This window comes from Catenulispora yoronensis (genome assembly GCF_039531695.1).
Classification (GTDB): domain Bacteria; phylum Actinomycetota; class Actinomycetes; order Streptomycetales; family Catenulisporaceae; genus Catenulispora; species Catenulispora yoronensis.
Genome location: NZ_BAAAQN010000046.1, coordinates 14,502 through 28,873 on the forward strand (window position 1 = coordinate 14,502; position 14,372 = coordinate 28,873).

The following is a 14,372-nucleotide window of genomic DNA, read 5'->3' on the forward strand; positions in this document are numbered from 1 at the left end:
TCGGTCACCGCTTCCAGAAGGGGCGCCGCTCGGGCTTGAGCAGGGCCTTCAGGAAGGTGACGGCGGCTTCGAGGCGGGCCGCGGTGTCCGCCTGCTGGTCGCCGGTGCCGTTCCAGAAGGCGTTCAGGGCGGCGGTGAGGGCGTCGGGGAGTTCCAGGTCGCGGAATACCGACCGCACCTCGTGCACCAAGGCTTCCTGCTCGTCCTCCGGCCGGCCCGCGACCTCGCTCAGACGAGAAAGCCAGAGCTTCGCCAACGCGTCGAGGGCCTCGGCGTCCGGCCGCGGCGCGCTCGGCTCGGGCGACGGCGCCTGCGCCGGGCCGGCGGGAGCCGCTCCCGGCTGTCCGCCCGGACGCGGCGGCTGCGGCTGCGGAGCCCGGGTCCGCACACTCTTCGTCGACCGCGCCTCCAGGTCCAGACTGTCGGCGGCGATGCTGGCGAAGATCTCGTCGCCGGCGATGGTGCGCTTGGAAAGCTTCACCGACGCACCGGAGGCCATCGGCGGGGCGGAGGCCGGCATCGGCGCGGGCGGCGGCGCGCCGTACATCGGCATGCTGACCGGCAGCGCGACGTCCTTCTGCATCTCCCACCCGGCCGGCAGGTCCACCGGCTGGGTGACCCGCTTGAGCGTCCCGCTCTCGTTCACCACGACGGTGTCCACGGCCACGAACGCGGTGAAGCGCGACAGGACGTTGAAGCGGACCGAGGTGTCGACGATCGCCCGCTCCAGCTCGTCCTGGCCGGTGGACGCGGAGACGTAGCGGTCCTCCAGGTCCCGGACCCGGCCCCGGGCCCAGAACGCGGCCAGCTCGGCGTCCTCGGCCGCGACCGCCGCGACCTGGCGGCTCCAGGCGGAGCCGTCGGCGGCGGTGCCGGTCAGGAGCAGGGCGCCGGTCGGGGAAAGGGAGCCGGCCGGGGTCCCGTCCGGGGCCGCGAACCGCCCGGCGACCACCAGCGGGGCCCCGGAGAACAGGTCGGGCAGGCGGGAGGGGGTGATCGAGTCCTGATCGGGCGCGAAGCCGTCGGCGCCGGTCAGCCGGAGGCCGGTGACCAGCGGGGTGCCGATGCGGCGGTGGATGGCGTCCATCGCCTCGTCCAGGCGGTCCTCGGACTCCACCAGCTCGCAGCGGCCGCCGCCGGCCGTCGCCAGCCGGTTCAGGAAGCCGGCGTTGACCGCGGTGTCGATGCCGACGGTGTGCACGCGCAGCCCGGACAGCGCCGCCGACAGGTCGGACAGCAGCGCGTCCTCGTCGCCGACCTGGCCGTCGGTGACCAGCACCAGCACCGGGTCCCGCTCCGGTCCGGCGGCGGCCAGCAGGTCCGTGGCGCGGCGCAGCGGCCGGGCCATCTCGGTGCCGCCGCGCGCCTCGATCGCGGCCAGGTGCTGCACGGCGCGGAAGCGGTGCCGGTCGGTGGCCGCGGACAGGCGGTCGTCCGGGAGGTCCGGCGGGGTGCTGATGTCGTGGTCGAAGGCCAGCACGGCGAACCGGTCGGCGGCGGTCAGGGTGTCGACGATGCGGGCCGCCGCGCGCCGGGCCGCCGTCATCTTCCAGCCGCTCATGCTGCCCGAGCGGTCCAGGACCAGGACCACGTCGCGCGGGCGGACGGCGCCGGTCGGCTCCGGCGGGAGGACGGTCAGCAGGAAGGTGCCGTCCGCGCCGCCGCGGTCCGCCGCGCCGTGGCCGGCGCCGTCGGTGAGGCCACGCTCGGCGCCGCCGTCAGCACCATCGCCATCGCCGACCACCGCGTCCCGGATCACCGCGTCCCGGGCCACCACCAGCGACGTGGCCGCGGCCTGCCCGCCGTACCCCAGCCGCAGCACGAAGTCCCGGTCGCAGCGCGCCCCGGGGTCCAGCCGCACCACGTGCCGCGCGCCGTCCTCGGCCGCCGACACTCCGTGCAGGCTCGACGCCAGCCCGGCCAGCGGCAGCCTGGTCGGGTCCACCGCCACCTCGATCGAGAGCCGCACCGGGTTCGGGAAGCCGGGCAGCAGCACCGGCGGGCTGATCCGCGAGGCGTCCGGGACCTGGTCGGTGTCCGCGGCCGTGCCGTCGCCGACCGCGCCGCCGGGCAGCGGCGCGCCGGGGATGTAGCGCGGAGCGACGACCAGCGGGAAGCGGAACGTGGCCTGCCCGTCCTCGTAGGGCAGCCGGCCGGACAGCGTCGTGCGCACCACCACCCGCTCGCCGGGCATGATGTTGCCGACCCGCAGCGTGAACACCCCGGGCCGCTCCTCCTCGGCGATCGAGGCCCGGCGGCCCTCGGAGACCGCCTGGTCGTACTCGGCGCGCGCGGTCTCCCGCTCCTTCACCACGCCCTCGACGACGCGGTCGGCCGTCTCCATCCGCAGCCGGGTCACCGCCGCCCGGTCCGGCAGGGGGAAGACGTACGTGGCCTCCAACGGCTCGTCGTACGGGTTGTGGAAGCCCTGCGCGAGCTCGGTGCGCACGGCCAGCCCGACCACCGCCGCGCGGACGTCGACCAGCTCCAGCGGCAGGTTGCCGCGTTCGGTCCGCAGCGCGCCGAGGCCGCCCTCGGGCGCCAGCCGCGGCACCTCCTCGGCGACCTCGAAGACGTCCACGGATCCGGTTCGAACAGTCATGCCAGTTCCCCCTTAGGAAGATCGGGAAGTCAGGACTCCGACAACCCGAGTCGATGCAGCAGGTCGAGCAGCGGCCGCGCCGCTTCGGCGATGGCGGCCAGGTCGGCGGCGTCCGGCCCGGGGCCGGGGCGCGCCGTCAGCAGCAGCGTGACGTCGGGCGCCAGGCGGACGCCGGACAGCAGGGACGGGACGGCTGGGAGCTGCCACGACAGGTCCTCCTCGGCGGCGGCCTCCTCGTCATGGCCGGCGGAGGCCGTCGCGGGGCGCGCCGACCAGAACCGCCGCCGCGGTTCGGTGAACCCGTCAGCGTCCGTAGTGTCCGTAATATCCGCATCCGTTCCGGCGTCGTCCGCCTGACCGGTCGTTCGCTCGTCGTCGAGTCGGTCCAGCACCTCCAGCTCGTTCTGCGTGAAGAACGCCTCCATCGCGTCCAGATCCCCGTCCACGGGCAGCAGCGCGATCCGCTCCACCGCCGCCGCGTCGGTCCCGAGCAGCCGCTCCTGCACCTCGGTCAGCGTCAGTCCGGCCGCCTGCAACCGCTTGATCGCCACCAGTTGCGCCAGGTGCCGCCGGCCGTAGAGCGCCGTCCGCCCGCGCATCGCGGCCGGCCGGTCCAGCAGCCCGATCGAGGTGTAGTAGCGGATGGTCCGCACGTCGGGCACCTCCCTGATCCGGCCGTTGGGCTGGGCGGCGGGCGCGCCGGAGGCCAACGCCGCCGCGGTCAGCCGCGCCAGCCGGTCGATGGTCCACCGCGCCGGTTCTCCGTTCACGACTCCATCGTGACACTGTCATATGACAGTGTCAACGTCGAATGTCGGATCACTCGCGGCGACCTCTGTGGAGCAGCACCGCGAAGCCCTGATACGGTCCGGCGTGTGGCGGTCAGGCTGAGCTCGCGTGCCCCTGTTCCCCGCACCGCCGCGCTGCTCGCGGTCCTGGTGCTGGCGCTGTCGGCCGCGCCGCCGCCGGCCCGCGCCGCGGACCCGGTCCCGGCGGTGCCGGACCTCGACGTGGTCTCCTACGTCGTCGCCGACTACGACACCGGCCAGATCCTCGCCGAACAGGCGCCGCACCGGCAGCTCTACCCGGCCAGCACTCTCAAGGTCCTGACCGCCGACACCCTCATCCCGCGCCTGTCGCCGACGCTCGCCGTGACGCCGAAGGCCTCCGACTTCGCCGCCGAGCCCGACGGCAGCGTGGTCGGCATGACCGCGGGCGTCACCTACACCGTCGCCGATCTGTGGCGCGCCACCTTCATCGACTCCGCCAACGACGCCGTCGCCGAACTCGCGCACCTGGCCGGGGGACTGGACACGACCGTCGCGCTGATGCAGAAGCAGGCCCGCGCGCTCGGCGCCCACGACACCGTCGTCGCCGACGCGGACGGCTACGACGCCAACGGTCAGGTCACCAGCTCCTACGATCTCGCGCTGCTGGCGCGCGCCGGCCTGCACAACGCGGACTTCCGCTCCTACTGCGCGCTGAAGCAGGCCACGTTCCCCGGCCCCGGCGGCAAGGGCATCGCGCTCAAGAGCCACGACCCGATGCTGATGACCTACCCGGGCATGATCGGGATCAAGGGCGGCATCACGACCAAGGCCGGCCACACCTACGTCGGCGCCGCGACCCGCGACGGCCACACGGTCATCGAGACCCTGATGCTCGGCGGCACCGACATCTTCGATCAGGCCGCGAAGCTGATGGACTGGGGGCTGGCCGCCGACGGCCGCGTCAAGGCCGTGGGCACGCTGGGCACCGGATCGGGCGCACAGGTCGGCGCGCCGCCGGCGACCGCGCCGACCGCCACGCCGACCACGCCGGCCGCGACAACCTCCGCCGCGCCGACCACCCCGACCGCTCCGATCGCGACGAGCCCGGCCGCGACCACCCCCGCCCCGACCACGCCGCTCACGCCGGCCCCGACCGCGCCGGACTCCCCGGACACCGCAGCGCCGTCGCAGACCTCGTCCTCACTCGGCACGAGAACCGGCAACGAGAACACGGCCTCACCTGGCAGTGGCGTCGACTCTTCACTGCCCCCGTCGGTAGTGGTCTTGCGGTACACCCGGACCGGTGGCTCGTCCTCCGACTCGGCGACCTCCCACGCCCTGTGGCTCGGCCTGCTCGCCGCCGCCGCGGCCCTCGCCGTCCCGCTCGGGGCGCACGCCGCCGGCCGCCGCAGCCGCCGCCGGTAACCCTGACCGCTGAAACGCCGACGGCGCCCGCTCCCTGAGGGACCGGGCGCCGCTCGCCGGCGCGGAATGCCTGACTACTGAGTGCCTGACTGCCGAGTGCCTACTTCCCGGTGGCGTTGAACGCCATGACCGCCTGGCCGGCGGTGTAGAACACCTTGCCGTTGCCCGCGGTGATCGTCGTCGGCGACTGGCTGGCCAGCAGCGCGTTCGCGTACAGCCACTTGGGCGCGCCGCTGCTGGCGTCGACCGCGTACAGCGTGCCCTTGTAGTCCACGCAGTACACGTTGCCGTCGGCGGCCGCGAACGGGCTGTCGATCTGGAACTGGTTGGGCCCCTTGGCCTGCCACAGGATCTTGCCGGTGGTGGCGTCCACCGCCGCCAGGTACTCGTCGGCGGTGACCAGGACCCGGCCCTTGCCGTCCAGGATCGGGATGTTGACCAGGCTCGGCGAGCCGTCGGGGTCGCCGATCTTCGCCTCCCAGGCCAGCGTCCCGTTGGCGATGTTCAGCGCGGTGAGCTTCTGGCCCCCGATGAAGACGAACTTGTCCGTGGCGGCGAAGAAGTCCTCGCCGGCCGAGCCGAACACGCCGTACTTCTGGTCGTAGTGCCAGGACTCCTTGCCTCCCGCCGTGACGTCGAGGGCGGTGATGGTGTTGGTGTTGTCGTTCCCGGCGGTCTTGGCGCCGACGAAGATGAGGTTGCCCTTCGGCGGGACGTGCACCGAGCCGATCTTCGGGGTGTTCGCCTTCCACAGCAGCGTGTGCTTGTTCTTGTCGACGGCGAACACCCCGTCGCCCTGCACGTTGATGTTCGCCGTGATGATGATCTGGTCCCCGAGCACGCCCGCGGCGCCCTGCGGCGACCACTGCCGGTCGGCCTGCGGCAGCGTCCACAGGACCTTGCCGGTGGCCATGTCGATCGCGTACACCGGCTCGTCGCCGACGTGGTTCATACCGCTGGTGTAGACGGTGTCGCCCTCCAGCGCGGTCAGGATGCCGACGGTGCCCGAGCCGCAGTCGATGTCCGGCCACTTCGTCTGGCCCTGCATGTTCAGGCCGTGCGTCTTCTCGGTGCCGAGCAGCAGCAGCACGTCCTTGCTCAGCGCGGTGCCCCAGATCTGGTCCGTGGTCTGCGCGGTCCAGGAGGTCGCCGCCTGGTTGCCGCCCATCGTGGTCTGCGGCGGGTTGTTCGGGTCCTGCAACGGCGGGTTGGTCGTGGTGGGCGCGGTGTCGGCGGTGGTCGGCGCGGCGGCCGAGGAGGAGCCGCCGGAGGTCGGCGGACCCGAGGTCGGGCCGCTGGAACCGGCCGTGGTCGGCCCCGAGGAGGTGGTCGGGTCGGCCACGGGCGAGTTCTTGTCCCCGGACAGGGCTATCGCCGCCGCGGTCCCGCCGCCGAGCACCACCACGCCGCCGCCGACCAGGCCGACCAGCGCCCGCCGGCTCAGCTTGCCGCCGCCGGGACCCCCGGGCCCGCCCTGGCCGTTCGGCCCCGGGCCCACGCCCATGACCCCGCTCTGCGCGGTCGGGCCGTACTGCTGCGCGTAGGCGCCGTGCGGCGGAGTGGTCTGATTCGGACCGGTGCCATAGCCCTGGTTCGGCCCATACTCCGGCTTGGTCGGGTTCAGGTGCCCGGCCGGCCCGGTGGCGGTGCCCATGTGGGTCATCACGGCGCTCGCCGCCACGATCGCGTCGGTGTAGTCCGGCGGCAGCCAGCCGCCGGTGGTGGGCGCCGGGGCGTTGTGGGCCAGGTAGTCGGCGATCTGCTGGGTGGTGGGCCGGCGCGCCGGCTCCTTGCTCAGGCAGGCGCGGATCATGTCCAGCAGCGAGTCCGGGACCCCGGTGATGTCCGGGTCGGTGCTGACCACCCGGTAGAGCAGGGCCGGCGTGGGGCCGTCGCCGAACGGGCTGCGGCCGGTGGCGGCGAACACCAGCGTCGCGCCGAGCGAGAACAGGTCGGTCTCGGGCCCGACCCGGATGCCGGAGGCCTGCTCCGGGGACATGAAGCCGGGCGAACCCATGACGGTGCCGGCGGTGGTCAGCGCCGTGCCCTCGGTGGCCCGGGTGATGCCGAAGTCGATGACGTACGGGCCGTCCAGCGCCAGCAGCACGTTCGCCGGCTTCAGGTCCCGGTGGATGATCCCGGTGCGGTGGATCGCCGATATCGCCTCCGTCAGGCCGGCCGCCAGCGTCCGCAGCGCCGGCTCCGGCAGCGGCCCGTGCCGCTGCACCGCGTCGCCCAGCGAGATGCCGGCGATGTACGCGGTGGCGAACCACGGCACCGGCGCCTCGGTGTCGGCGTCGACGACCGCGGCGGTGAACGCCCCGGACACCGACTTGGCGGCCTCCACCTCGTTCCGGAACCGGATCCGGAATCCGGCGTCGTCGGCCAGCTCCGGGCGCACGGCCTTGACCGCGACCGTCCGGCCGCCGGTGGACCGGCCCAGGTACACCTTGCCCATGCCGCCGCTGCCGAGCACGCCCAGAATGGCATAAGGCCCGATGCGTGTCGGATCCCCCGCGTCCAGCGGTTGCATGCTGACCCCCACTTTGAAATCGATGTCGAATCCCCGAATCCGGGACAGCAGGATAGGGGTTCCGCCTGGAAGGAATCACCCCAACCCCCTCCGCAAACCTAGTAGATCGGCTCGACTCGACGTCAACGTATTGCAGAATCGAGACCTGACCGCGTGCATCGGGCCCGATCTCCGTGAACGGAGATCGGGCCCGACGGAGGAGCTGACACACCGACAGCTTCGCGTCAGTGATGTGTCATGGCCTCCACGCGCAAGATTCTGCGATCGGTCCGGGCGCCGCCTCAGGGACCTGGCAGCCCCGCCCGCCCGGCCGCGCCCGAGGCGCCCTGGACCCCGGCCGCGCGCCCGACCCCGGCGGGCACCTCCGCCCCGGCCGCGCCGTCGGTTCCGGTTCCGGTTCCGGTCCCGTCCTCGACCTCGTCGTCGAGCACCGGCCGCAACAGTTCCGTATAGCGGTCCAGGGCCGCGAACAACACCCGCAACGGCACGTCCGGGCGCACCGCGCGGTCGATGAGCTCCTCGAGCTCGGCCCGGCCCATGGCGGCGATGTCGGCTTCCTGGATGTCCACGCCTGGAAAACGCCGCGCGCGCCGCCGCGTCACGCGCCCGCCGCGGGTTTGTTCGGAGCGACAAACGGCGCCCGCCCCGCGTTGTGGCGGGTACCAGCCGCCCCGCCGGCCCTGGTGCGCGACCGGTCCGGCTACCCGGTGTAAGGTCCCTGTTGTTCCCACTCACGGATCGTCAGATAGTCGCGCTCGATCAGCTGCGGGTCCGGGGCGCTGAGGTAGACGAAGCCCGGCGAGGTCCCCGGGCCCCGGGTCACCGGCAGCTCCATCCCGGCGCCGGCCGCCGCCGACACCGCGACCGCGGTCGGCAGCGCCTCCAGCGCGCCGGCCCACTGCGGCGAGGGCCGGACCGGGCCCGGACGCCGGTTGATCAGCGCCACCCGGCGGATCGGCTCCGGCCAGCGCTCGGGCAGCCGCGCGGCCCGCTGCAGGGTGTCGCGGGGCTGGAGGATCCCGGCGGCGAGCAGGCCCACGGTCGAGTAGCCCAGGAACTTCTCGGCGACCCAGGGCAGCGTGTCGTCGCCGAGCCCGGCGCCCGGGTCGACCAGGACCGGGCCGCGGGCGGTCAGCACCACCCGGCTGTGCGCGGCGCCGTGCCGGACGCCCAGGGCGTCCAGGGCGCGCAGCACGTAGCTGTGGATCGCCGCCACCTCCGGCGCGGCCGGGTCGGCCGGCTCCTCGAAGTCGGAGATCGGGGTGCCGGTGGCGGCCAGGTCGCGGACCTCCTTGACCCGGCGCCAGGTGTCGGCGACCAGGTGGACGCCGTCGATCGACACGGTGTCCACGACGAACTCCGCGCCGGCCAGCCGCTCCTGGACCAGGACGCTGTGGTGCGCGCCGCCGAACACGGTCGCGGAGACGTTCGCGGAGCCGCCCGGGCCGCCGGTGCCCAGCAGCGCCGAGACCGCCGCGTGCACCTGGGCGGCGTCGGCGCAGAACCGGGCGCGGTCGGTGCCCGCCCCGGCGCCGTCGGCCGGCCGCACCACCGCCCCGACGGCGCCGAGCTCGGCGTCGGCGAACCAGGCCACGGCCTGGTCGGCCGCGGTCACCAGGCAGCCGCGGGGCGCGTCCAGGCCGGCCTCGTACAGGCGGCGGGCCATGGCCTGCCGGTCGTGGCGGGCCTCGGCCAGGTCCGGGTCGTCGCCGGGCAGCCCGGTCAGCCGGGCCAGGGTCTCGGCGGTGGCCGCGCCGCCGGCGTGGCCGGCGACGACCCAGGCCACGCCCAGGTTGCCCAGCCGGGTGGCCAGCCGGCCGACGTCGTGGTCGTAGCCCAGGTCCAGGGCGTACTCGTCGGGCCGGAAGCCGCTGTCCAGATACGGTTCCAGCGCCGGCCGGCTCTTGACGTGCACGCAGTCGGCGCCGCGGTCGGTCAGCTCGCGGGTCAGCCACCGGCCGCCGCCGACGCCGTCCACCACCGCCACCCGTGGATTCATGAGCCGCCCCCCACCTCGTACCGCACCGGGCCGCGCGCCGGCGCCGCGACACGACTCTAGGCAGAATCGCAGAGCCCTCATACCCACCCGTTCGGGTAGGTGATCACCCCGGCCCGGCCGCCGGGCCGGCCCGCGGCGCCCTACCCCAACGGGCAGTTGTCCCGCCCCGGCGCCGCGACCAGGCTGAAGGCCATGAGCTCACTCGTCATCGGCAACCGGCTGCCCGGGCCGTTCGCACACCGTGTGGTGTGGTTCGCCCGGAGCGGCGACGTGGTGGTGTTGCCGTCGCATCCGACGGGGGACTTCCTGGACCGGGTACGGCGGCTCGCCGCTCTGCCGGCCGGCGAGCCCCGGATCGCGGTCCCCCCAGCGGGACGTCAGGGTGCCGAGTGGCTCGACGACGACCGGCTCGCCGTCCCGGGCTTCGTGGGGGAGCTTCGGATGCTGGCGGGTGCCCGCGGCGTGGACCGGGTCCTCCCGGTCCGCGGCGACGCGGCGGTCCATCGCCTGGCCCGTGCGGCGGGCCTGGACGGACCGCCCGGCGCCGCCGCGGACCCCGCCGAGCAGGACGGCGGGCTGGTCGGCACTCCTTCGCAGTTCCGGGCGGTGGCCGGCGGCACCGCCACCCCGATCCCCGAGGGCCGCGTCTGCGCCGGCCCGCGCGAGGCCGAGGACTTCGTCTGGCGGCTGCTGTGCGGGGGCCGCTCGGCCCTGGTGCGCACCGGCCGCGGGAGCGAGCCGGGGGCCGCCGACGAGCTCATCGTGCCGGTCGGCGGTCGGCCCGGCGCCGACGCCGGGACCACGGTCGCGATCGGCGACCGCGAGACCCTGGCCGAGTACCTGGACAAGAACTGGCGGCGCTACCGCGGGGACGAGGCGTCCCCGGTCGTCGTCGAGCACTACATCCTGGACTGCGGCCGGCTCCACATCGAGTTCCTGGCCGCCCCCGAGGGGGTGTCCGTGCTCTTTCACGGCCACGCCCCGGCCGCCGCGCCGCGCGACGCCCTGGTCATCCCGCCGCGCCCGGAGCTGGTGCCGGACCTCGCCGACTTCATCGGCCAGGCCACCCAGGTGATGGCGACGGTCCGGGACCTGGGCCACATCGGGTACGGCAGCCTGGACGCCGCGCTGACCCCCTCGGGCCGGGTGCTGTTCACCGGGCTGACCTGCGGGCTGTCCGCGGCGACGCATCTGGACGCGGTCGCCCGGCTGGCGGTCGGCACGGACTATCTGGACACCAGGGTGCTGATCGTGCGCGACCGGGTGCGGTGGTCCGCGCTCGGCGCCGCCGAGGAGGTGCTGGCGCGGGAGGGACTGGGTTTCGACCCGCGGACCCGCACCGGGGTGCTGCTGACCGGTGACGACCTCGGCGCGGCCCTCGGCGCCGGGGACGGCGCGGTCGGCGGCGTCCGGGGCCCGGCCGGCGTGTTCGGGCCGGCCGGGCCGTCCGGGCAGTTCCTGGCCGTGGGCCGGGACCACGCGCACGCCGGCGAGCTGGAGGCCGGCGCCCTGACGGCGCTCGGCGCGGCGGCGCCGGCGGGGTGAGACCGGGTCGGGAGGGCGGGCCGGTGCCGACCGGCGGTGACCGCCGAGCCGACCGATGAGCGGCCGCCGTGGCAGGTGGCGGGTCGCATGATGGCGGCCGAGTCCGGGCGCCGGTTGGTGGGACCGGCGCCCGGGCGCATTCGCGTTCCCCGGGTCCGGGCCCGGGCCCGGACCCGGACCGTGACCCGGACTTGCAAATCAGAGCCCTGATGTTCATCCTCGAACAAGGGACGGCGGGCCGAGCGGGCCCGCGCCGGCGGTACGGGACGGAGAACAGCATGACGATCGAGGGACGGCAGGCGAGCGGGCAGGCCGATCCGACGGGGGATCAGGCGGGGGAGCACGAGCGGGAGTACGAGCGGGAGTACGGGCGGGACTACGCGGGGGAGTACGCGGAGCATTCCGGAGCGGGGACGGGCCCGGGCCCGGATCCGGATCCGGCATCGGACGTGATGGCCGCCGGCGCCGCACTGCGCCTCCGCCACGGCGCCCTGGAGGGCCGGCCCGACGAGTTCCAGCTCGGCGGCCGGACCTGGACCCTGATGCCCGGGGTGTTCGCACCGGTGCACACGATCACCACGCAGGCGTTCACCGAATGGCTGCCCTATCCGGCCGGCGGCTCGTTCCTGGAGGTCGGCTCGGGCACCGGCGTGACCGCGGTGACCGCCGCCCTGTCCGGCTGCGCCCGGGTCACGGCGGTCGACATCGCGACCGCGGCGGTCGCGAACACCGAGGCCAACGCGGCCCGGCACGGCGTCGCCGACCGGGTGCGGGTGCTCAAGAGCGACCTGTTCGCCGAGATCGGGCCCGACGAGCGGTTCGACGTCGTCTACTGGAACTCCAACGTCATAGACGCGCCCGCGGAGTTCGAGTACCTCGACGAGCTCCAGTGGGCCTTCTTCGACCGCGACTACGCCACGCACCGCCGCTATCTGAGCCAGGGCCCGCGTCTGCTCACCCCCGGCGGCCGCCTGTTCCTCGGCTTCAACACCCTGGGCAACCTGGAGCGGTTGCAGGTGATGGCCGACGAGCTGGGACTGGGCCTGCGCACCTGGCGCCGCCAGGGCGGGGCCCTGAGCGGGATCGGGGTCGAGGTCAGCCTGCTGGAGATCGTGGCGGGCTGAGCACGGACCGCGGCGGCCGCTGCCGGTGCCGCGGCACCGGTCGCCGCGCCCGCTCAGACCCCGACTCCCGGCGGGGCGGCCCGCCCCGGGGAGAGCACGAACCGGGCGATCTCCACCCGCGAGCCGATCTCCAGCTTCCGGAAGATGTTGCGCAGGTGGAACTTCACCGTCTCCGGGGAGCAGCGGATGCGTTTGGCTATCTGCTGGTTGGTCAGCCCCTGGACCACCAGTCGGGCCACGGTCTGCTCCCGGTGGCTGAGGCGCTCCCAGTCGCCGGTCTCGGCGTCCCCCAGGTCCGCGGCGCACTGCGCGATCTCCGCGGCCGAGTCGGGGCACTGCCCCAGGACCGCATTCAGATCCGCCCACAGCGACAGGTACTTCTCCGAGGCCGCGGGATCGCCGTGCAGCAGCGCCACGCCCGCGAGGTTCCGGTACGCGGCGGCCTCGCCCTCGCGCCAGCCGGTGCCCAGGCCCAGCTCGACGGTGCGGTGGTAGTGCTCCTCGGCCTGGTCCAGCCGGCCCCCGGAATACGCGGCCAGTCCGAGGTTCAGGTGCATCGCCGCCTGGGCGCGCAGGTCGCCGGCGTGCCGCGCGGCGGCCAGTCCGATGCCCGCCATCCGCGTCCACTCGCGCAGGTTCCGACGGGCGTGGAAATAGCCGCGCAGCGCGTCGGAGACGATCCAGCACACGGTCTGGTCGCCCTTGCGGCGGTGGTGGCGGACCAGGGCGAGCAGATTGTGGCGCTCGACGTCGAGCCAGATCAGGGCGGCGTCGCGGCTGGTCGGGCCGGGCGGGCCGGCCTCGGCCGGTCCGCCGGCCGGGTCGGGGCCGGGATCGGCGTCCGCTTCGGAGCCGGGGCCGGAGTCCGAGCCGGAGTCCGAGCCGGAACCCGAGTCGGGACTTGAGCCGGAACGTGAGCCGGATCCCGACCGTGAGCGTGAGCCGGAACTTGAGCCGGGGCTTGAGGCTGGGCTTGAGCCAGGACCCGCGACCGAGCCGGATCCGCTTCCGGTCCCCCGCGTTCCGGCGCCGTCCGCGAGCGCCGTGCCGTCGGTGCGCGCGGCGCCGCCGGGGTGCGCCGCGCCGTCCCGGGGCAGCCGCACCAGACACGGATTGATCAGGTCCGCGGCCGTGTGCAGCCGGTTCAGCACCCACTCCAGATGGCGGGCCTCGGCGGCGCGCACGTCTGCCGCGTCCTCGTCCGCGGCTAAGCGGTCGGCGGCGAACAGCCGGGCCAGCGAGTGCAGGCTGTAGCGGCCGGGGGCGGCCTCGGCGCGGACCACGCTGCGGTCGGTCAGCCGGTCCAGGGCCTCCTGGGCCTCGTCCCGGGCCAGCCCGGCGGCCTGGGACGCGGCCTCGGCGCAGAAGTCGTAGCCGCGCAGCAGGCCCAGGCGGCGGAACACCTTGCGGTCGCCGGCCTCCAGGGCGTCGTAGGAGGAGGTGAGGACGCCGTGCACGGTGATGTCCCCGGCCCGCAGCCGGCGCAGCCGGCGGCCCTCGTCGCGCAACTGGTCGCAGAGGTCCTCGACGGTCATCTGCGGGCGGGACAGCAGCCGGGCGGCGGCGATCCGGATCGCCAGCGGCAGGTGGCCGCACAGCGCCAGCAGATCGGTGGCGTCCTCCTCGCCGGTCCAGCGCGCGCCCAGGATCCGGGCCAGCATCGCGGCCGCCTCGGCCTCGGGCATCGGGCCCAGCCGCAGCGGCACCGCGCCGGCCAGCCCGCCGAGCCAGTTCCGGCTGGTGACGATGGCCAGCGCGTCCGGCCCGGCCGGCAGCAGCGGGCGGACCTGGGCCTCGTCGGCGGCGTCGTCGAGCACCATCAGCACCCGCTGGCCGGCCAGTGCGGTCCGGAACATGCCGACCAGCTCGTCCGGATCGTCCGGGAGCGGGCCGTCGGCGCCCAGCGCCCGCAGGAAGCGGCGCAGCACGTCCGGCACCGGGGCCGGGGTGCCGACGTAGCCGCCGAGGTCGGCGTACAGGTGGGCGTCCGGGAAGGCGCCGCCGACCAGCCGGGCGGCCCGCACCGCCAGCGCGGTCTTCCCGGTCCCGCCGGATCCGGTGACCGCGAACAGCGCGGCGGCGTGCGGGGGGAAGGAGCCGGAGTCGGTGAGCGCGGCCACCTCGGCCGGCCGCCCCGTGAAGTCGGTGGTGTCCGGCGGCAGCAGCCGGGCTCGGGTCGGCGCCCAGCCGAGAGCTCCCCGCATGCTCCCCCCTGGGATCAGAGGCCTGATTCCGGCGCGAGCGCGGCAGACCGATGTCGTGTGAACCAATGTTCAGTTCTTGTGAAGACTATCGCACCGAGGGTCACGACGGCTACTCAGGATGACGCCGGAATCGCTGAGGGTGTCCGATCAGTGTCCGAACGGCGCCCGAT

The 14,372-nt window shown here is 74.6% G+C and carries 9 protein-coding genes; 3 read left to right on the plus strand and 6 right to left on the minus strand.

What is annotated here, in order from left to right; all coding sequences use genetic code 11:
- Positions 1-4 precede the first annotated feature (4 nt).
- Together ABD481_RS30890 and ABD481_RS30895 are read right to left on the minus strand one after the other, a co-directional pair.
- Positions 5-2,602, minus strand: coding sequence for a VIT domain-containing protein (locus ABD481_RS30890; protein ID WP_344669332.1), 2,598 nt, complete (start codon positions 2,600-2,602; stop codon positions 5-7).
- Between the two features lie 29 nt (positions 2,603-2,631).
- On the minus strand, positions 2,632-3,372 hold the full coding sequence (locus ABD481_RS30895) for a helix-turn-helix domain-containing protein (RefSeq protein ID WP_344669333.1): 741 nt from the start codon (positions 3,370-3,372) through the stop codon (positions 2,632-2,634).
- 105 nt (positions 3,373-3,477) lie between these two features.
- Between ABD481_RS30895 and ABD481_RS30900 the strand changes: the two genes are divergently transcribed.
- A complete protein-coding gene (locus ABD481_RS30900) occupies positions 3,478-4,797 on the plus strand; it encodes a D-alanyl-D-alanine carboxypeptidase family protein (protein ID WP_344669334.1) in 1,320 nt (439 codons plus the stop codon).
- Between the two features lie 100 nt (positions 4,798-4,897).
- On the opposite strand, the gene ABD481_RS30905 is transcribed toward ABD481_RS30900, so the two are convergent.
- From ABD481_RS30905 to ABD481_RS30915, 3 genes are all read right to left on the minus strand, one after another.
- A complete protein-coding gene (locus tag ABD481_RS30905) occupies positions 4,898-7,330 on the minus strand; it encodes a protein kinase domain-containing protein (protein ID WP_344669335.1) in 2,433 nt (810 codons plus the stop codon).
- Between the two features lie 281 nt (positions 7,331-7,611).
- Positions 7,612-7,899, minus strand: a complete 288-nt coding sequence (locus tag ABD481_RS30910; RefSeq protein ID WP_344669336.1) for a hypothetical protein — start codon at positions 7,897-7,899, stop codon at positions 7,612-7,614.
- A 131-nt stretch (positions 7,900-8,030) separates the two neighbouring features.
- On the minus strand, positions 8,031-9,329 hold the full coding sequence (locus ABD481_RS30915) for a hypothetical protein (RefSeq protein WP_344669337.1): 1,299 nt from the start codon (positions 9,327-9,329) through the stop codon (positions 8,031-8,033).
- A 192-nt stretch (positions 9,330-9,521) separates the two neighbouring features.
- On the opposite strand from ABD481_RS30915, the gene ABD481_RS30920 reads away from it, so the two are divergent.
- On the plus strand, positions 9,522-10,874 hold the full coding sequence (locus ABD481_RS30920; protein WP_344669338.1) for a preATP grasp domain-containing protein: 1,353 nt from the start codon (positions 9,522-9,524) through the stop codon (positions 10,872-10,874).
- 278 nt (positions 10,875-11,152) lie between these two features.
- Complete coding sequence (locus tag ABD481_RS30925; RefSeq protein WP_344669339.1) at positions 11,153-11,998, plus strand: methyltransferase; 846 nt, start codon at positions 11,153-11,155, stop codon at positions 11,996-11,998.
- A gap of 53 nt (positions 11,999-12,051) precedes the next feature.
- Here the strand turns inward: ABD481_RS30925 and ABD481_RS30930 are convergent, their stop codons facing one another.
- Complete coding sequence (locus ABD481_RS30930) at positions 12,052-14,202, minus strand: LuxR C-terminal-related transcriptional regulator (RefSeq protein WP_344669340.1); 2,151 nt, start codon at positions 14,200-14,202, stop codon at positions 12,052-12,054.
- Positions 14,203-14,372: the final 170 nt, after the last annotated feature.